This is a genomic window from Neoluteolibacter marinus, assembly GCF_014904755.1.
Lineage (GTDB): Bacteria > Verrucomicrobiota > Verrucomicrobiia > Verrucomicrobiales > Akkermansiaceae > Haloferula > Haloferula marina.
The window spans coordinates 1-19975 of record NZ_JACZFQ010000048.1 but is presented as its reverse complement, the minus strand read 5'-3'; the positions used below and the strand labels follow the sequence as shown (position 1 = coordinate 19975).

Genomic DNA, 19975 nt, shown 5'->3' with positions numbered 1-19975 from the left:
GGACCCCGGATTCACGGGGCCCCTGATTCACTCCCGCTGGCTCTTGGGGGATTTGCCTACGTGTTTATGCGTAGAAATCTCCATAAGAAACCATGCTTTAAACGCGGGGGATCGGGAGCGGACCCTGATAGCGCAGAAAACACTAAACCTGCATACAATTTGGGCGTAGCTTCTCTGCCTCCAAACGCGTTTTGCGGCTAAAACCCAAACGGATTTGGAGGAACCCAACCCAAGATCCAAAAATACCCCATGAATAACCCAAGATTGGGCACGACGCGTGCCTCCCTATCCGCGACGGCAGCTGCCTGCCCCCGAATCTTCTCCTCAGGCGTTTCCAGCGGTGCCGCTCTCAGCGCGTCGCTCCTCGGGGCCCTGGCCCTCGGTTCGGCTTCCCACGCAGCTGTCAACACCTGGACGGGCGCCACGGACCAGAACTGGAACGATGGCACCAACTGGAGTGCCGGCCATGTCCCGCAAGTGGCGATCTTCGACGAAGATGCGGTGATCAATTCCACCTCCGGATTCCCGATCATCACGAGCAGCATCGACTACGTTCCCCGCGACATCCTCGTCGGTGAGGCCGGCGGCCAGGGTCGTTTGGACCACATTGCCGGCTCGACCATCACCGGTGGCGGCAACTACGCCATCGTCGGTCGCGGCGGCGGTTCGGTCGGCGTTTATAACCTTGCGGACACCAATGTTCCCGGTGGTGGTCTCACCGGGTACGGGCTCGGTTCCGGCAGCCTTTATTCTCACCAGCAGATCCGGGTCGGTGCCGCCGACGGGGTCGGCACCCTGAACATCAATACCACCGGCGTGGTGAAGGCCTCTTCCGAATTCAACATGGGTGAAGGCGGCGCGGATGGCACGGTGAACCTGGAAGCCGGGACGATCATTTCCAACAACTGGTTCCGCATCGGTTGGGGCGGCGGCGGCGTCAACAATTTCAACATGTCGGGCGGCAGCCTGATCCAGCGTCAGAACAACGCCATTCTCGGCGATGGCGGACCGAGCAACGGGACGCTCACCCAGACCGGTGGCACGGTCATGATGAACAACGACCTGTGGATCGGCCAGAACGGCGGCACGGGCACGATCGAGGCCAGCGGAGGCTCCCTCAGCGTGCGCCGCGGTGCCTTGATGGTTGCCCGTGATGGCGCGACCGGCCTGCTCCACACCTCCGGCACGGCCCATGTCGAAGCCCAGCGCGACTTCTGGGTTGGCCAGGGAACCAACGGTGGCGGGCCCTCGAACGGCACCCTCGACATCGATGGCGGCACCGTCACCTCCGGCAGCTGGATGGTGGTCGGCCGGGGTGGCGGCACCGGCGCGGTGGACATGTCGGGAGGCACCTTCATCAAGTTCCACGATTTCGATCACACGATCATCGGCAGCAGCGGTCCCGGCACCTGGGACCATCACGGTGGCCTCGTCGACATCCAGGGCGGCAGCACCTGGGTCGGGGAAGGCGGCGATGCATCCGTCTCGACGCTGACCATCCGCGACACCGCGGAGTGGCGCTCGGAAGTCTTCGCGGTCGGTCAGAACTGCCCCAACGGCCTTCTCAACCTGGATGGTGGCACCGTCCGGGCCCACCGCTTCATCGGATCGCGCAATGACGACGACACCGGTGACGCGGGCGGCACGGGTACCATCAACTTCAACGGTACCCAGATCATCGCGAGCCAGAGCGACAGCAAGTTCATCTCGTTCACGGTCGACAATGCGATCATCAAAAGCGGCGGTCTGCTGGTTGATTCGAACGGCTACGACCTTTCGGGCGACGCGAATCTCAGCGGCACCGGAAACGTCGTGAAGAGCGGTGCCGGTTCGCTTTCGCTGCTCGGCGTCAACACTTATGCGGGCACCAACCAGGTCGATGCGGGCTCGCTTGTCCTCAGCGCGGATATCACCGGCTTCCCCTCGTCGACCAACCCGGTGGTGGTTGCCAGCAACGCTTCCTTCGGCGCCAAGGCACTCTTTGCCGGCGACCAATTGGTTTCCACGAGCATTTCATTCGGTGCCTCGGGTTCGTCGGTCAGCTTCGATGTGGGTGACGTCGCGGGTTTCAACCCGACGAACTCCCTGATCGACGTGACCGGCGCGGTCGACCTCGCCGGCGACGTGACGGTGAATGTCGACGGCAGCGCGATCCAATCGGGCGCGGACCTCTTGCTTCTCAGCTACGGTTCCAAGACCGGGGTCGGGAGCTTCGTTTTGGGCAGCCTGCCGGCAGGGGTGACCTCAGCGACCCTGATGGATTCCGGCGGCTCGTTGTACCTCACCGGCATCACCTACGAGAGCTTCCTGTGGAACGGCAATATCGACAACGGCTGGAGCACGGCCTCCAACTGGACGAATCCCACGCCCGCCGCAGCCAGCTATGTGGACAAGAGCGTGGTGTTGTTCAACGACAATGCCGCCGGAAGCGGAACGGTGGAGGTCAGCTCCAACGTCGAGCCGGGATCGGTCGAGATTTCCAACGGCAACCTCAACTACACGCTGACCTCGACGGGTGGCGTGATCACCGGCCCCACCGGCCTCTTCGCCCGTGGGACCAATCCGGTGACCATCACCGGGATGGCCAACACTTACACCGGGGTGACCCGGATCGAGGAAGGCGTCCTCTCGGTTGACAGCCTCGCCGACGGCGGGGTGGCCAGCTCGATCGGCATGTCGACGAGCGCGCCCTCGAACCTCGTCCTGGCGAACGGCGGCACGCTGCAGTACACCGGCGCGGCGACGACCATCGACCGCGGCATGACCCTCGACGGCGAGGTCACGCTCGATACCGCCAATGACCTCGGCCTTGGCGGAAACATCGACCGCACCCTCAAGGTCTACGGTGTCCTGATCAAGCAAGGAGCCGGAACCCTGACCTTCTCGGGCGCCCAGAACCGACTGGGCACCTACCGGAACTACGGGGGCAACACGGTCTTCGACGGTTCCGCGGGTCCCCAGCTGACCTCGACCTCGGCGTTGCAGATCAACAATGGCGGCAAGGTGACCTTCACCAACGACACCACCATCACGACCGGCGACGTCAACGTCGGTGAAAACACCGGCATCACCAACGAGCTGCTCCTGACGGGCAACGCGAAGCTCACCACCCCGCGCCGGATCATCCTCGGCGACGGCGGCTCGACCGGAACCATGACGCTCGAGGGCACCAGCCAGGTCATCATCCGCGACGGCTGGTTCTCCGCAGGTCAAGGCGGGAGCGGTACCGGCACCCTCAACGTGAGGGATGACGCGACGTTCACCAAGGTCACCGGAGACTTCAATGTCGCCGACAACGGCGGCACCACCGGATTCTTCAATTTGGAGGACAACGGCACCGTGGATGTCAACACCGCCTTCTTCGGCCGGAACGGCGCCCTGGCGACGATCAACGTCTCCGGCGGGACCTTCAACGCCTGGGGAACCGTGTTCGTGGGAGACAACGAGAACACGACCACGAATGTGACCCAGTCGGGCGGCACCATGAACATGAATGGCGATGATTTCTACATCGGCCAACGGGGCAATGTCATCTGGAACCAGACCGGCGGCGAACTCAATGCCGACGGCTGGGTGGTCATCGGCCGTCTCGCCGACGCCGGCGCGGCGGTGCCATGGACCGCCGACGCGGAGGTCAATGTCTCCGGCGGTGTCTTCAACTCGATCCGCTTCGGCCGCAACATCGTCGTGGCTGAAGATGGCAACGGCGCCCTCAACGTGAGTGGCACCGGTGTCGTCAACTGCCTCGGTGGTTCGGTCGACATCGCCACCCGTGACAATGACACCGGCACGGTGTCGGTGACCGGCGGCGGCTTGCTCGTCGCCCGCGGGGTGGTCTGCGACCCCCACGCCGGCGCGACCAGCTCGCTGACCGTGGACGACGGGACCATCAAGGCGGCTCCGTTCGCCTTCGGGGAATTCGTGCGCGGCATCCAGACCGCGACGATCGGCGCCGGGGGCATGACCCTCGACGACAGCGGCCAGCGCCTGCTGGTCACCCAAGGCTTCGATGGTACCGGTGACCTGACCAAGGTCGGTCCGGGGGCCATTGCCCTGGATGGTTTCAACGGCTTCACCGGAACCACCACGGTGGCTGAAGGCACCCTCGGCGGCACGGGTTATCTGACCGGTGACCTGGTCGTGAACTCGGGCACCAGCCTGGCCCCCGGACACTCGGCGGGAACGTTCTCAACGGTCAACACCACGCTCAGTGCCGGTAGCACCTACGAATACGAAATCGACGGGGCCTTCAGCGACTTGTTGGTGGCGGAAGGCGATCTCGTGATCACGGGATCGACGCTGGAAATCACCGAGCTGAGCCCGGCACTGGGAAGCAGCTTCGTGGTGGCGACTTACCTGGGGTCTCTCACCGGGACCTTCTCGTCGGTCACCTTCAACGGCGGGGCATTGCCGGCCGGCTGGTCGATCGATTACGGAACCGGCGCGAACTCCGAGATCACGATCACCAACTCGGATCCGTACTGGCCGTGGATCGAAGGCTTCTATCCGGTGTCGACCGACCCGCAGGTCATCGGCAAGGACGGGGATCCGGATGGTGACGGCGCGCCAAACTCGCTCGAGTTCGCCCTCAACGGCGATGCGGACGATCCGTCGAACAACGGCCTGACCGCGGTCATCGCCCAGGACACCACCGCGCCGGCCGGCGACGAGTTGACCCTGGTGGCCGCTGTCCGTGACGGAGCCACCTTCGGGGCAGGCGCGAACGGCACGCAGACCGCGACCCAGGATGGCCTCACCTACACCATCGAAGGTTCCCTGGATCTGGTCTTCCCGGCCGCCGCCGTGAGCTCGGTTTCGGTTTCCGACACCGCGCCCGCCGCGACAGGTCTCCCCGACCTGACCGGCACCGATTGGGAATACCACACCTTCCGCCTGGATGCTTCCGAAGGCCTGCCTTCGAAGGGCTTCCTCCGCGTGAAGGTCGACTGAGTGCCCTGAGGCACCCGGTTCGAGATGAACTCCAAAGCCCCGGTCGCCCTGTGCGGCCGGGGCTTTTTCCCGTCAACCGCACACGATTCCTAGCCGGACGGCACTCTGGTGGTTAGAGTGCCGGCTCGTCTCCAAAACCCCAATTTCATGATTCAAGACGTCCTTGTCCTCGGGTCCGGCAGTGCCGGGCTCATCGCCGCCGTTTCCCTCAAGATCAAGATCCCGCGCTTGAACGTGCGGATCGTCCGCGACCCGGCCCTCGGGGTGATCGGGGTCGGCGAGGGAACCACGCCCAACTTCGTCGGCCACCTCTTCGACTACCTCCGGATCAGCCGGCGGCATTTCTACGAACTGGCCGAGCCGACCTGGAAGCTGGGCATCCGCTTCGAGTGGGGGCCGCGCGGGCGCTTCGATTACACCTTCTCGCCGCAGATGGATCTGCAGTGGGGCGACTTGCCGCGGCCGAACGGCTACTTCTGCGACGATGAGTTTTCCAACGTCGACCTGCCGGCGGCGCTGATGCGCGAGGGCAAGGCCTTCGCCCGCCAGGCCAACGGCGCGCCGGACATCCAGCCGTGGCATGCCTTCCACATGGAGAACGAGAAGCTCGTCTCCACCCTCGAGAAGGTGGCGATGGAGGCCGGCGTTGAGATCGTCGACGGCAAGGTGACCGGTGCCGAGCGGGCGGAGGCGGGAATCGCCGCCGTGATGCTCGAGGACGGGCGGCGCCTGGAGGCCGACTTTTTCGTGGATGCCAGCGGCTTCCGCAGCGAGCTGTTAGGCAAGGCGCTGGAAGAGCCCTTCGACAGCTTCGGCAAGACCTTGTTCTGCGACCGCGCGGTCGTCGGCGGCTGGGAGCGGGGTGAGGAACCGATCCTGCCCTACACCACGGCGCAGACCATGGATGCCGGCTGGTGCTGGCAGATCGAACACGAGCGTCACATCAACCGGGGCTACGTCTATTGTTCGGAGCTGACCTCCGATGACGAGGCGGTGGAAGAGTTCCGCCGCAAGAACCCCAAGGTGCCGGAGTCCCCGCGGGTGGTGAAGTTCCGCAGCGGCTGCTACCGGCGGATGTGGGTGGACAACGTGGTGGCGATCGGCAATTCGGGCGGCTTCGTGGAGCCCCTGGAGGCCACCGCCCTCATGGTCGTCTGCGGCCACACGCGGACCATGGTGGACTTCCTGTTGCAGACGGAACTCGAGCCGACCCCGTCGATGATCGCGCTCTACAACGAGCAGGCGTCGAAGAATTGGCATGAGATCCGCGACTTCCTCGGGCTCCACTACCAGCTCAACACCGTCGAGCAGACGCCGTTCTGGAAGCGCTGCCGCGAGGAGACGGACCTCTCGGGGATCCAGGACCTGCTGGAGTTTTACCGCGAGAACGGCCCGACCGGATTCTGCCGCTACCGGATGCCTTCGAACCTGAGTGACTTCGGGGTCGAGGGCTACCTGGTGATGCTCGTCGGCAACAAGGCCCCGCACAACAAACCGCACCGGGTGACGCCGGAGGAGAAGGCCATCTGGGAGCGCCACCGGACCGCGAACATCGCGAAGGCCAAGCAGGGGATCGATGTGAAGGAGTCCCTCTACTACGTCCGCCATCCCGGCTGGCAGTGGAACGACGAGATCCAGGCCAAGCGCGGGTGATCTGCCCGGACACCTGATGCGGCTGGCCGGTGGGATTTCCTCCGGCCAGCCCGCGGGCAAAAAAAATCCGCGCCTCCCGTGAAGGAGGCGCGGACCGGTGAGAACCCGGATTATTCGGCGAGCGTCGCGTTCATCCGGACGAACAGGCTGCCGTTGGGATCGGCGACCGTGTCGGGGATGGTCACCTCGATCTTGTCGATACCCGGTCCGTAGAAGTCGACGAACGGAGCACTGACCGTTCCGACATCGGTGGCGGGGTTGAAGACGCCAAGGCCGGTGCTGTATTCATAGACGATGGTCAGACCGGGCTGGGTGGCCGAGATCTGCGAACGGCGGAAGGAGAACACGTGGTTGCCGCCGCTGGCCTCAACCGTGGCGGCAAGACCACCGAGGTTGTTGGAGCCCGGGTTGGCGGGGTTCGGTTCGCCGCCGAGGATGAACTCGAGCAGGTTTTCCAGCTTGTCGTTGTCAGGATCGGCCCCCGGCAGCGCGGCGGCACCCGCCAGGCCCTTGGTGGTGGTCGCCCAGTCCTCGAACGGGGTCGAGGTACCGTCGTTGGCGACCACCAGGGCGCCGGTGCCGGTGATCAGCGTGCTGCCGATCTGGCCGCCGGTCTCGGTGCCGGATGCGACATAGGTGCCGGCCGCGAGCGGCACGTCATCCACGTAGAAGCGGTAGACCGCTTCCATTCCCGCGTGATCCAGGTTCAGGAGCGCGCCGGAGTCCATCCGCAGCGAGGACAGGTCGTCCAAGGCGATCGCCGACTGCAGCGAGAGCGTGCCCTGGTCGATGACGGTGTCGCCGGTGTAGGTGTTGTCGGCGGTCAGGACCAGTGTGCCCGCACCCAGCTTGGTGAGGCCGCCGTCGACCGCGGCGTCGCCATCGACGTCGGAGTGTTCCAGGGCCTGGGTGATCGTCACGTCGAAGCCGGCGGTGTCGATCATCGCGCCGCCGTCACGCACGTTGGCGCGGGTCAGGGCGGTGACGAAGGTCGCCGAGCTGCCGGTCGGGACCAGCAGGCCACCGTTGAAGTTGAGCACGCCGCTGCCGGAGCCGCCGGTGCTTTCGCGGGTGACCCCGGGGACGGTCAAGGTGCCGCCGTTGAGGTTGTAGGTGCAGTTCGCCGTCGAGGTGCCCGCGCCGAGGATCAGCATCCGGTTGCCCCCGAGGGTCGTGCCACCATCGGTGTAGTAGGTCACCGTGCCGCCGTCCTGGTTGAAGGTGTTGGTGCCCGAGTTGGCCTGGGCGCCGAGGACGACGAAGGCGTTGTTCTGCAGGTTCACCGCCGAGGATCCGCTCATCGTGAAGGTGCCGGACACCGCGCCGAAGGTCCCGATTTCGAACGACTGGCCCTCGGGGGCCGCCACCGTCTTCACGTCGAGGGTGCCGCCGGTCATCACGCCGTTGGCGGTGCCGGTGCCGTCGGAGCCGATGATGAACCAGGCCTTGGTGCTGACCAGGCCGTCGCTTTGGAACCAGTTGCCGTTCTGCGGCACGTTGTTCGGGGCGATCACCAGGGTATCGGCGAAGATCGAGCCGCCGTTCTGGACGGTGCAGGAAGTCTGTTCCCCGCCGCCGTTGCCACCGACGCCGACCGCGGCACCGGAGGTGATGCTGCCGCCGTCGACGACGAGGTTGCCGCGGATCACGTTGGTCGCCCCGTTGTAGGTGTTGGTGGCTTTCAACACGACCGTGCCGGTGCCGGCCAGGCCGCTGACATCGAGGAGGGCCCCGGTGCCATTCTGGATCACGCCTTCGACATTCAGGATGCCGCCGTCCTGGGCGCCGATCCGGACCGCGGCGGCGTCGACGCTGCCGAGGATGATGTCGCCGGCCCAGGTGGCCTCGCTGAAGGCGGCGGCCTGGATGGCGCCGCCGAGGTTGCCGCCGTTGCCGTTGATCGTGGCGAACTCGTCGGTGATGGTCACGGCACCGCCGAGGGCGATCCGTCCACCGGTGACGCGCGCCCCGTTGAGGGTGTCGCCAAGGGCGTTGTCGTTGTAGAGCAGCAGCTCGCCGCCGGTGACCAGGGTTTCACCGGTGTAGGTGTTGGCCGCGGAGAGCGACATCACCGCGCCGCCGCTCTTGGTCAGGCCGGAGGCGTCGGTTTCGGAGATCACGCCGCTGAGGTCGAGGGCACCGCCGGTAACGTTGAACTCGGCCGTCGCATCGAGGCTGATGTCGCCGGTCAGGAAGTTGTTGCCGCTGGTGCTCTGGACCGCGATCAGCCCGTAGGTGCCGGCGACGGTGCGGTTGATGGACAGCGGTTCCGCGACGGTGATGCCGGGGTTGATGACCTGGCCGGATCCGCCGAGGGCGAGGGTGCCGTTGGGGCCGATATTGGTGCCGGTGGCCGAAGATCCCAGAGAATCGGCGTTGGTGATCTCGAGGCGACCGTAGGTGATGTTGGTCGCGCCGCCGTAGGTGTTGGCACCGGTCAGCGAGAGCGATCCCCATTCCTGGGCGCTGATGCCGTTGAGGGTGTTGTCGAGGGTCAGGCTGCCGTTGCTGATGACCCCGCTGAGGGTCATTTCCGGGAAGGCGTCCCCGCCGGTGTCGGCGAGGGCGATGGTGCGGTTCTGGCCACCGAGGTTGATGTCGCCGGCGATGACCGGATTGCCGAAGGTGGTCGACTTGACGATGTGGCCGCCGGTGGCGCCGGTCAGGTTGATCGGCACGTTGGCGGTCACCGCGGTGTTGGCGAAGGCGTAGGTGCCGGTGACGTTGATGGCGTTGGCGGTGCTGGACAGCGACAGCGCCGAGGCGCCGTTGGTGCTGTTCACCACCCCGCCGGACAGGATGAGGCTGTCCTGGGTGACGGCGAAGCCGTTGAAGTCGTAGGTGCCGCCGACGCCGGTGGTCAGCGAGTTGCCGGCCGCGCCGAGGGCGTTGGCGCTGCCCACGATGAGGGTGCCGCCGCTGACGCGGGTGCCGCCGGTGTAGGTGTTGTTGCCGGTGAGGGTCAGGTTGTTGGTGCCGACCTTGGCGAAGCCGGGGTTGTTGGCGTATGCCGTGTCACCGATATTGCCGGCATAGGTGAAGTCACCCGCGCTGGTGTCGACGCCGATGAAGGAACCGGCGTTGAAGGTGACGTTGCCGAGGCTCGCGCGGAAGGCGGCGATGTCGGTGGTGGTCGGCGCCGCGAGCACCGCTCCGGCCGCCACCGTGGTGCCGGTGCCCGAGTTCGGGAGATTGGTGATGTCGTTGACCGAAATCGCCCCCGCGTTGATGGAGGTGGTACCCGTGTAGGTGTTGCTGCCGGTCAGGGTCTGGACGCCGGTGCCAATCTTCACCAGCGAACCGCCGCCGGACAGGACGCCGGCGTAGGTGTTGTTGGCGTTGTTGTTGCCGAGCGTCAGGGTGACCGCGGCGGGGGTCACGTTGGTGAGCGCCAGGTTCTGCGAGCCCTTCAGGCCGCCGAAGGTCGCGGCGGTCAGGGTGCCGAAGCTCAGGGTGCCACCCTGGTTGTTGTAGTTCAGCGCGCTGCCGCCCAAGGCGTTGGCGTTGTTGAGGGTAAGCGTACCCTCGGTGATCACCGTGTCGCCGGTGAAGGTATTCGCGCCGGCGAGAGTCAAGTCGCCGGTGCCACTCTTCGTCAATCCGCCGTCCACGGCCGCGTCACCGCCGATGTCGGAGTGAAGGAGGTTTTGGGCGATCGCGATGTTGAAGGTGTTGGAGTTGATTAGGGCTCCCTCATTTCGGACGTTCGCACGGTTGAGCCCCTGCATGAAGGTGGCATTGGCGGCCCCGGCCTTGAGGCGCCCTCCGTTGAAATTGAAGATCCCCGTGCCGGTTCCGAGCTTGTTGATGGTGGTCGCGGTCAACTCACCGCGGTTGGTGGTGTTGCCGTTGAGGTTGAAGGTGCCATTGGCGGTGCCAGCGAAGCTGAGGGTCAGCTGGCTGAAGTTCGCGACCCCCGTGCCCGAGAGGTTGTAGACGTTGCTGCCGGTGCCCTCCCCGAGCAAGGTCCGCGCGCCGTTGGTGCTGATCGTGCCGCCGGAGTGGTTGACGGTCCCTTGGCCGCTGAGACTGCCGACAATGAAGTCGCCGCCACCGGTTTTGTTGATCGCTCCCGCGGTCATGGTGAGCGAGCCGGTGCCGCTCGAGCGGCCGACCACGAACCAGCCGGCATTGTTGATGGTGCCGCCGTTCATGATCGCGGTACCGATGCTGCCGGTGCCGGTACCAATCCGGAATTCGGTATTGTTGTTGATGATGGCGTCCCCGGACATGTTGAGCGTGCCGTTGCCGGCCGCCGCGGCGCTGCTCCGGCCACCGATCGCGATCGAGTCGCCGCCGGCGTTGGTCCAGTTGCCGGTTCCACTCATGTTGACCACGCCGGTGCCACCCGGGGCTTCCCCGATGTTCTTCTGGCCGACCGTGTTCAGGGTGCCGCCGCTCAGGTTGAAGGTGCCGAACCCACCGGCGACGGTGCCCAGACGCATCCAGCCGCCGACCATCGACAGGGTGCCGCCGGACATGGTCCAGGTCCCGGTACCGGCGACCGTGCCGGCGAGGATGTCGTTGGTAGTCCGGGCGCCGGTCGTGGCATCGAACAGGATCGTGCCGCCGTTGCTGACGTTGGTGTTGATGCCGACCGGGACCGTGTCGTTGTCCCAGTTGGTGGGTTCTTCGAACTTTCCGATGCCGCCATCCCAAACTCCGGCCGCGTAGGCGGTTGAATGGGCGGTGGCGATGAGTGCGGCAATCAGGGACGTCCTTTTGAACATCCGGGTGGCCGGGTAAGAATCGATGCGGGATTGGGTTGTCTTCATCTGGGTCGTCAATGGGTCTCGGGACAACCCGTCGCTAGGAACGGATTCGCGTCAGACGCAGTTGAAAAGAAACGTTCGACAAAATGCGTTTAGCTAAACGGGTTTTTTCAAGGGTTCCGCCAATCTAGTAGGGCTTTGCACCCTGCCAAACTAATTCTCCAATGATTTATTGAAGGCCGGTGATCGCTCGTTGACATCATTTTTGCCGCCTGCAGCGGCCATGGAGAGGGTCCACGGCGGCGTGACAGCGCGGTGCTGGTGTCGGTTCCGATTTCATGGAGCCCGAAGGACGCCCGAGGTCGTGGTTTTCACCCTTGGCAGCCCGCGATCCCGGCCCTACAAGCGCCGCGCCATGAGCCACAAAGCGATCGATGTCTGCGTGAAGATCTTCCTCGTCCTGCTGATCGGTTTCTTCGCGACCGCCGTCTGGGGCGTGCTGGGAATGATCGGCGTGGTCTGAGCCGGCCGGATCGCCCGGTTTCAGCGGGTTCCCCGCAATCGCTTCCAGGTGTGCTCCTTGCGGAGTTCACCGATGGCTTCCCGCATCGGCATCCCGTCCGCGGCGATCTTGCGGAAGTGATTCCGCTTGGCCTCCCAGATCCCGATTTCCTTGGACGCCGGGTGGTGCGGCTTCTGGTGCGGCACCCCAAGTCCGCAAAGCAGCGACAGGTAGCCCTCGAGCCCGAAGGCGCTGGTGGCGCCCGCCAAGAGGCCGCGGCCGAGGCTGGATGGTCCGTTCTCCTGATAAAAGGCCACCAACTCCTCGAGCTGGCCGAGCGGGGTCTCCTCGTGGCAGCGCCGCCAGAACGGCGTGTCGATCCGGCGGTTGAACTTGTAGTGCAGGGCCAGGAAGTCGCGGATATCGTCCCAAGTCTGGCGGTGCAGGCGGTTGAAGAGGTCGCGCATGGTCGGATTCGGCGCCAACAGGCCGTCCACCAGGCCGTCGGCGAGCCAGCGGCACTGCAGGCAGATCACCATCAGGGCGGTCGCCTCGAGCGGTTCGACAAAGCCCGCGGCGTTGCCAATGGCTACCACATTGCCGACCCAGGCCCGCTGGTAACGGCCGGAGCGGAAACGGATGACCCGCGGGTCCTTCGCTTGCGGTGCCACGACGGCGAACTCGTCGGCGGCCTGCTCGTCGCTCAGGTGGTCGCTGGAGAAGACGTAGCCGCGATGAAGCCGGTCCGGGTGGTCGATCTGCCAGCACCAGCCCGACTTCATGGTCTCGGACAGGGTGTAGGGCAAAATCGGTTCCTCGCCCCGGTCCCAACCGCCGGCGATCGCACGATCGCAGAACAGGGCGTTCGAATAGTCGTCGAAGGGTTCTTCCAATTCCTTCCCCAACAGCCGGGAGCCGAAGCCCGAGGAATCGATGAAAAGATCCGCCTGGCGTGAACTGCCGTCGGCAAGCTGGATCCCGGCCACCCCTCCCGCACCATCGCGCGAGGCGGCCGTCATTTCCGTGTCCGTGAAGCGGACCCCTTGCTTGCGGCACGCCGTTTCCAGCCAACCGACAAAGCGCCGGTTTTCCAGGTGCCAAGCGAGCATCCGGCCCGGCGGCGGGACGTCGGGCAAGCCGTCGGAACGTCGCGGCAGGGCGTGGCCCGACTCCATCAACGCGGATGACAGGTCGATCGCGGAAGTGTCTTCGTCGGTGTAAAAGCCGTTGTTCCGCGGCAGGTCCGGCCAGCGCCAGTCGTACTGTTGGCCGGAGAAGGTGTAGTCGAAGTGCGGCCGCCGGCCCCAGGTGAAGCGGATGCCCAGCTTGTAGACCGGTTCGATCGCCCGGAAAACTTCGGCTTCGCTCAGCCCGAGGTAGCTGTGTAGGTGGCTGGGCACATACGGCGTGGTGCCCTCGCCGACGCCGATGATGCCCAGTTTCGACGAATGGATGACCTCCACGTCCAGGGCCGGGATTCGCCGTTTCAAGGTGAGGGCTGCCAAGAGTCCGGAGCTACCCGCACCCAGCACCACCACCGTTCTCACCTGCATGGATGGCATTGAAGCGCAGCAAATCGTTGAGTTAAAGACGATAATGCTCAGTCAATTGTGACTTTCAGGTATATTACATGACAAATGCGCAGGAAAACGCGGATTTTGTGAATAAATCAACAAAATGGCCACTTTCGGCTATCCAATGGCCCGGGGCTTGCATCGTATGACGTCTCCCAGAATCATGAAACGTTCTAAAAAAAGATCCAATAGACAAAGATTCCGTGTTTCGGCGCGGAGTCACCATGCCTCGGCATGGGCCGCCACGGCGCTGATGGTCGGGGCGCCGGGAGCGGCCTGGTCCGACGTCATCGCCTACAACTTTTCCGAGAACCCGGGAAACCAGCAGCTCGACACCACCACGCCGAAAGGGCCCACGGCGACCTCGAGGTGGAACGACTCGAACGTGCGCGACAGCGGCAGTCTCGGCTCGGGCAGCGAGGCCAATCTGGTCGATGACAGCGGCACGCCGACCTCGGCCTCGATCACCTGGAACTCGTCCGGGACCTGGTGGAATGGTTCGGGCACCGGATCCGAAGAGGCGCGGCTGGTCGTCGGCTATCTCGACGATGGCGGCAGCGGGGTCCAGGTGACGGTGGAAGACATCCCCTACGCCTCATACAACGTCTATGGGATTGTCGGCAGCGGTGCCGGCGACACTTACACCTCGTTGGATTTCAACGTCAACGGGACCTGGGCCTACGGTGGCGCATCGCCGGCCACGGCCACGGCTTTCGGCAACTGGGGGGCCTCGGGGGAAGCCTGGGTGCAGATCGAGCCCGGGGTGACGACCGGCAACTATTGGAAAATGGAAGGCCTGAGCGGCGCCAACCTGACGATCCAAGGGCAAACGAACAACGGCAGCCGCGGTTCGCTGGTGGCCATCGTCATCGAGGAGGCCGCGTTCACCGCGCCGTCGTTCGTCAACAAGCCGGGCATCAACAATCTGCCCGCCGTGGCGCTGGGCGACTCGCTGACCTCCACCTTCCGGCCGGAGCTGGATGAAATGACGGTCACCGACGTCGATGGCCTGACCCTCGGCAGCCCCGGGGACACGCACTATCTCGAGATCCTCCCGCGGCCGGGCCTGACCAGCACCACCTGCGCCTTGTTCCGCTATTCGGGGACCTTCGGCGGTGCCGGATTTGCGGGCCTCCAGCTGAACCCGATCCCCAACACCCGCTACTCGATCCAGCTGGTTGACAATGTCGCCGAGTCCTCCGTGGACCTCGTTTACGAGGGCCCGGAGCCGGTGCTTTGGACCGGCGCGACCGACAACGTCTGGGACCTGGCGACCGATAACTGGAAACTGGAAACCGCCGGCACCGCCACCGCCTACCAGGACCTCGACGTGGTGAAGTTCGGCGATCTTGCCGGCACCTCCGACGCCACCGTGGATCTCGGGGTGGCCGTGGCCCCGCTTTCGGTGGAGTTTGACAACACCGGCACGAACTTTGTGGTGTCCGGGGCCGGCGCAATCGGCGGGGAAACCACGGTGACCAAGACCGGAGCCGGCAGCGTCGCCTTGCAAACGGTGAACACCTTCTCCGGGGCGCTCAGCATCCTCGGCGGCACCCTGGTCGCCGACCAGGCAGGTTCGCTCGGCGCGAATGGCGGCGCGGTCCTGATCGACGGCGGCACCCTCGCGGCGTCCGCCTCGTTCGGAACCGGCCGGGCCCCGGTGATCGGGGCCGGCGGTGGCACCATCGATGTCGCGGCCGAAGAGACGTTTTCGTTCAATGCGAGCGGCTTCAAGGGCGGCAACACGCTGGTCAAGACCGGTGACGGCACCCTGCGCTTCGCCGGCTACGGCGGCGGGACCTTCGAAGGCTCCGTCGAGGTGGCGGCCGGAACCCTCGCCATGGCGGGCGGCGGCTTCAACCAGGCGATCGGGCTGGACCAGATCGTCGTCCAGGGCGGCGCCACCTTGCTCCAGCCGGCAGGTGCCTACCACGCGCTCGGCGGCTATTACGCGAACGTGCCAGACCTCATCCTTGAGGAGGGCTCGACCTATCAGGTCGATCAGGAGAACTACCTCGACCTGGTCGACATGACCGGCGCGACGGTCCAGGGCGCGGCCCAGACCCGGACGGACGACAATTTCTCCGTCTATGTCTACTCCTCGCCGACGGTTTCGACCTGGAACGCGTCCATCAACACGGTGCTCAAGGACGCCGGGTTCTACGTGGAAGACGGCCCTCTCGCCGTGGATGCGGTCATCGGCGGCGAGATCGTCGGGACCATGGGCCTCGTCAAGCAGGGCCCCGGCGCGCTGGAGATCAATGCCGCCAACACCTACACCGGCACGACCACGGTGGAGGAAGGAGCGTTGCTTCTCGGCGGCTTCGGCGACCTGGCCAGCCCGGCGATCAATGTTTGGGAAGGCGCCACGCTCGACGTGACTCCGATCGGCTTCCCCTGGGTGGTCATCGGCGAGCAGACCCTGCAAGGCAACGGCTCCGCGGTCGGCGACATCGAAATCGACGGCACCGTCGCACCCGGATCATCCGCCGGGGCGCTGACCTTCGAGGACTCGCTGACCTTCTATGGCGGTTCCACCTACGCCTGGGAAGTCAGCTCGTGGGACGCCGCCGCCGAGGCGGGCTACGACTACGACCTGATCGTCGCGGGCACCTTCGGCACCGCCGATACCGCCGGCAACCCGGTGGTGATCAGCATTGCCGCCAGCGAGCTGCTCGACTTCAGCGAAACCGCCCGGACCTTCACCATCGTGGAAGCCGGCGTGCTCAGCGGTTTCGATCCCGCGGACTTCACCATCGATGACAGCGCGTTCAAGACTGCGGCCGGTGCCTACGGCGACTGGAGCGTGCAGGCCAACGGCAACGACATCGAACTGGTCTACACCGCCGGTGTGGCGACCCCCTACGAAAGCTGGGCGGCCGTCCAGGGATTCGCGCCCGGCGAGGACGGGATCGACTTCGACGCCGATGGCGACGGCTTGGCCAACGGCATTGAGTTCGTGGTCGGCGGCGAGCCGACCGGCACCAACGATGCCGACAAGCTGCCGTCCGCGACCCTGACCAACGACGATCTCGTCTTCACCTTCCGCCAGACCGCGGCCGCTGCCGGCAGCGGGGTGACCGCGGAATACGGATCGTCTCTCGCCGGCTGGACCACGGCGCAGGACGGGGTGAACGGCGTGACGATCGCCGCCGGGCCGGACGACACCGACGGCACGCCGACGGTGGTGGTGACCCTGCCCCGCAGCCTCGCGCCCGACGGCAAATTCTTCGTCCGGCTCAAGCTGGACGAGTCCTGATTTCCAGGTGACTACGGGTTGACCAAGTGGAGGTCCCGGCCGGTGACACGGCCGGGGCCTTTTGGGTTTCAAGCCCAGCCAACCGCGACTTCCTGCATCTGCCCGCCGCGGTCGTGGTACTTGATGTGACCGTGCTCCACGCCGTACTCGTGGACGCACTTGGTGACCTTCACGTCGAAGGAGCAGTACTCGGCGATCCTCATCAGCGGGGCCTTGTCGCCGGTCTTCTTGTATTCCTGCCACCAGCGCAGGGCGTCCAGGCCGTCGGCCGACTTGCCGGTGCCGAGGGACGCCGACGCGGCGGCATCGAGCTTCAGCCGGAAACCGAGGTGCTCCTGCAGGTCGAGCATCATGTCGAGGTTCACCGTCTGCGCCGGCAGGTCGTAGATCGTGTAGCCCTGCAGCACCGGGTAGTCGAACTCGACGTGGTTCCAACCGACCACCAGGTCGGCGCGGACCAGCTCGTCGACCAGCTCGTTGACGTCGCTCTCGCCGTAGATCCGGTAGCCGCCGCGGGCGGTGCTGTAGGTGACGGCGACGGAAATGCCCATCTTGTCCTTGTGGGCGGAGCCTCCGACATCGCCGAAGCTGCGTTGCGTTTCGAGGTCGAAGTAGACGATGTTTTTGCCGGACACGGGCGGAGCCTAGGCGGCGGCCTTCGGGGAGGGCAACTCCGGATGGCTGCCTTGGCCGGCGATCCGCGGCGGCTGGCCGCGAGGGGCGCGGCGTGGCGGCGACAAACTTGGGATTCGCTTCGCCGGGTGTCATGGGTATTTTCCAAGCGAGTTTCGCCAGTAAAACCCATGGTCCCGATTCACGAACCGGCGTGCGCGTGCCGCCGCCTTTGGATGCGAGCGCTCGTGTCGATTTCCCTCGTCGTGCCGCTGTTCGCCCAGCCCGGCCTCGACGCGCCGGAAGCGATCGGTCCGTTCCTCAACGGGCGCTTTCCCGCGACGGCGTCCGATGCCGCCAGCGAGTGGTCGATCGAGGAGACCTACACCGGGATCAACATCAACCTGCCGATGCACCTGGTGCCTTATCCGGGCACCAACAAGCTGCTGTGCGTGGCCAAGGAGGGCCGGATCTTCCTCTTCGACGACCACCCGGCGGCCACCGCCACGACCACCTTCCTCGACTGGCGCGGCAGCACCTTCACGTCGAGCGACTGCGGCATGACCTGGCTGGAGTTCCACCCGGAGTTCGGCCAGGCCGGGTCGCCCAACCGCGGCTACGTCTACATCACCTACAAGTGGAAGCCGTCCGGCGGCAACGGCTCGGAGGCATACTGGCGGCTTTCGCGGTTCAATGTCCCCGACGGCACCCGGGCCGCGGACCCGGCCAGCGAGCTCATCCTGATCCAGCAGTACGATCGCCAGCAGTGGCACGACAGCGGCTGCATGATGTTCGGGCCCGACGGCTACCTCTACGTCGGGATCGGCGACGAAGGCGGCGCGAACGACGTCTACGAGGACGGCCAGAAAATCGACGAGCGGCTCTTTTCCGGGATCCTCCGCATCGACGTCGACAACGGGCCGGGCAGCCACCCGATCCGCCGCCAGCCGCAACAACTGGCGATGCCGGCAGGCTGGCCGGACAGCTTCACCGCGAACTACTCGATCCCCGACAACAATCCCTTCGTCGATGCCGGCGGGGCTCACCTCGAGGAGTTTTATGCGATCGGGCTGCGGAATCCGTATCGCTTCGCATACGACGCCGAAAGCGGGCGGACCTGGATCGGCGACGTCGGCCAGGACAGCCGCGAGGAGGTCGACATCCTCGTTCCCGGCGGCAACTACGGCTGGCCCTTTCGCGAAGGGGCGATCGCACGCCCGACCGGCCCGCAGCCGCCGGTGATTCCCACGGTGATCCACGGCACCCTCACCGAGCCGGTTTGGGACGTGGCGCACGGCATCGACGGCTGCGTGGTCGGCGGCTTCGTCTACCGGGGCGTCGCCAATCCGGAGCTGACCGGAAAATTCATCAGCGTCGACAATGTCAGCGGGCACATCCGCGCGCATGAGCTGGACGGCGTGACCGCGACCAACGCGATCCTCGCCGACATGCCGAGCGGCAGCGTCTACAGCGGCACCTCGACGATCGGCCGCGACCGCGACGGCGAGCCGGTTTTCATCAAGATCAACGGCACCGGCACCCGCGGCCGCTTCTTCAAGCTCGCGGCGGCCGCGCCGCCTTCGGACAACCCGGTGTGGTACCGGTTCGAGGACCAGGCGGCGGAAAACACCAGCGGCTACGTTTCCGACAACCCCGGCAACCGCACCGGCGACTCGATCCTCGGCGGCGTCGCGCTGCAGGCGTGGGACAACGAGCTCAACGAAAGCGGCAACGTGGGCTTCACCTCCGCCAACGGGATGGTGCCGGCAGGGCAGGAGGAAAACCTCGCCGGGGTCCGTTGCATCGGCAGCGGTGACGCCGATGGCCGGCCGGGGAACGTCGCCGGGGATCTCACCATGGAACACAAGTTCGGCGGGCTCGATGATTTCACGGTGGAACTGAGCTTCAAGCCGGCCGCGGACTCGCTCGGAACGGCGAGCTACCAGTGTTTCCTCGGTCTCGACGGCACCACCGGCACCGCCCCGACCAACACCGGGAACGGGGCGCCGATGCAGCCGTTCCGGCTGCTGCGGTGGGGCCGCAACAACAACCAGGAAGACACCCAGGTGACACTCCAGGACGGGGATCTCTACCTCAATGTCCGGAGCGCGGATCCGCTGACCGGGCAGTGGTCGTCGGTGGCGATCGAAGTGATGGACCGCAACGACTTCGTCGCGGACCAGTGGTATCATCTGGCGATCGTCGGCGACGCGACGGCCGGCACGGTGACCGTCTACTCCTTCGAGAACGGCAGTTACGTCCAGCTCGGCCAGGGCAGTGGCTACGCCGGCAACCTGCAACCCGGACGCTGGAGCCTCGGCAGGGGGATGTTCGACAGCAGCCCCGCCGACCGAGTGAAGGACGCGCTGTTCGACGAAGTGCGGATCGCCAACGTCGCGCTGCCGGTGACGGAATTCCTCTACGCCGGGCAGGCCTGGGACCCGGTGGTGGTGGCGGGGGATCCGCCCGGCTTGCTGTCCCAGACCGGCGCCTTCAGCGACCTCGCCACCCTGACGCCGGCGGCGGGGGTCTTCCCGTATGACGTCAACGCCCCGCTGTGGTCGGACGCGGCGGTCAAGCAGCGCTGGATCGCGCTGCCCAACGACGGCGTCCACGACAGCGCGGCGGAAAAGATCGGCTTCCGGCCGGACGACGGCTGGAGCTACCCGGCGGGGACGGTGTTCATCAAGCACTTCGCGCTGCCGGTCGACGG

At 65.7% G+C, this 19975-nt stretch carries 7 protein-coding genes; 4 read left to right on the top strand and 3 right to left on the bottom strand.

What is annotated here, in order from left to right:
• Positions 1 to 249: 249 nt before the first annotated feature.
• The gene (locus IG178_RS10870; RefSeq protein ID WP_193212572.1) at positions 250 to 4950 is read left to right on the top strand and encodes a beta strand repeat-containing protein; all 4701 of its coding nucleotides are present in this window, start codon (positions 250 to 252) and stop codon (positions 4948 to 4950) included.
• Between the two features lie 147 nt (positions 4951 to 5097).
• Entirely contained in the window at positions 5098 to 6603 is a 1506-nt protein-coding gene (locus tag IG178_RS10865) for an FAD-dependent oxidoreductase (RefSeq protein ID WP_193212571.1), read from the top strand.
• A gap of 110 nt (positions 6604 to 6713) precedes the next feature.
• Here the strand turns inward: IG178_RS10865 and IG178_RS10860 are convergent, their stop codons facing one another.
• Positions 6714 to 11378 (bottom strand): beta strand repeat-containing protein, encoded by a 4665-nt coding sequence (locus IG178_RS10860; RefSeq protein ID WP_193212570.1) that lies wholly within the window; start codon positions 11376 to 11378, stop codon positions 6714 to 6716.
• A gap of 480 nt (positions 11379 to 11858) precedes the next feature.
• Positions 11859 to 13370: a tryptophan halogenase family protein gene (locus IG178_RS10855; protein WP_193212569.1), complete on the bottom strand. Its 1512-nt coding sequence runs from the start codon at positions 13368 to 13370 to the stop codon at positions 11859 to 11861.
• A gap of 184 nt (positions 13371 to 13554) precedes the next feature.
• Between IG178_RS10855 and IG178_RS10850 the strand changes: the two genes are divergently transcribed.
• On the top strand, positions 13555 to 16650 hold the full coding sequence (locus tag IG178_RS10850; RefSeq protein ID WP_193212568.1) for an autotransporter-associated beta strand repeat-containing protein: 3096 nt from the start codon (positions 13555 to 13557) through the stop codon (positions 16648 to 16650).
• A gap of 68 nt (positions 16651 to 16718) precedes the next feature.
• On the opposite strand, the gene IG178_RS10845 is transcribed toward IG178_RS10850, so the two are convergent.
• Entirely contained in the window at positions 16719 to 17285 is a 567-nt protein-coding gene (locus IG178_RS10845) for a ribonuclease H-like domain-containing protein (protein ID WP_343225964.1), read from the bottom strand.
• 225 nt (positions 17286 to 17510) lie between these two features.
• Here IG178_RS10845 and IG178_RS10840 point away from each other — a divergent pair.
• The coding region (locus IG178_RS10840) for a PQQ-dependent sugar dehydrogenase (RefSeq protein WP_193212567.1) at positions 17511 to 19975 on the top strand (2465 nt) is incomplete at its 3' end.

Coding starts and splice junctions, on each gene's coding strand:
- IG178_RS10870 (WP_193212572.1), top strand. CDS start 250: ATGAATAACCCAAGATTGGGCACGACGCGTGCCTCCCTATCCGCGACG.
- IG178_RS10865 (WP_193212571.1), top strand. CDS start 5,098: ATGATTCAAGACGTCCTTGTCCTCGGGTCCGGCAGTGCCGGGCTCATC.
- IG178_RS10860 (WP_193212570.1), bottom strand. CDS start 11,378: ATGAAGACAACCCAATCCCGCATCGATTCTTACCCGGCCACCCGGATG.
- IG178_RS10855 (WP_193212569.1), bottom strand. CDS start 13,370: ATGCAGGTGAGAACGGTGGTGGTGCTGGGTGCGGGTAGCTCCGGACTC.
- IG178_RS10850 (WP_193212568.1), top strand. CDS start 13,555: ATGAAACGTTCTAAAAAAAGATCCAATAGACAAAGATTCCGTGTTTCG.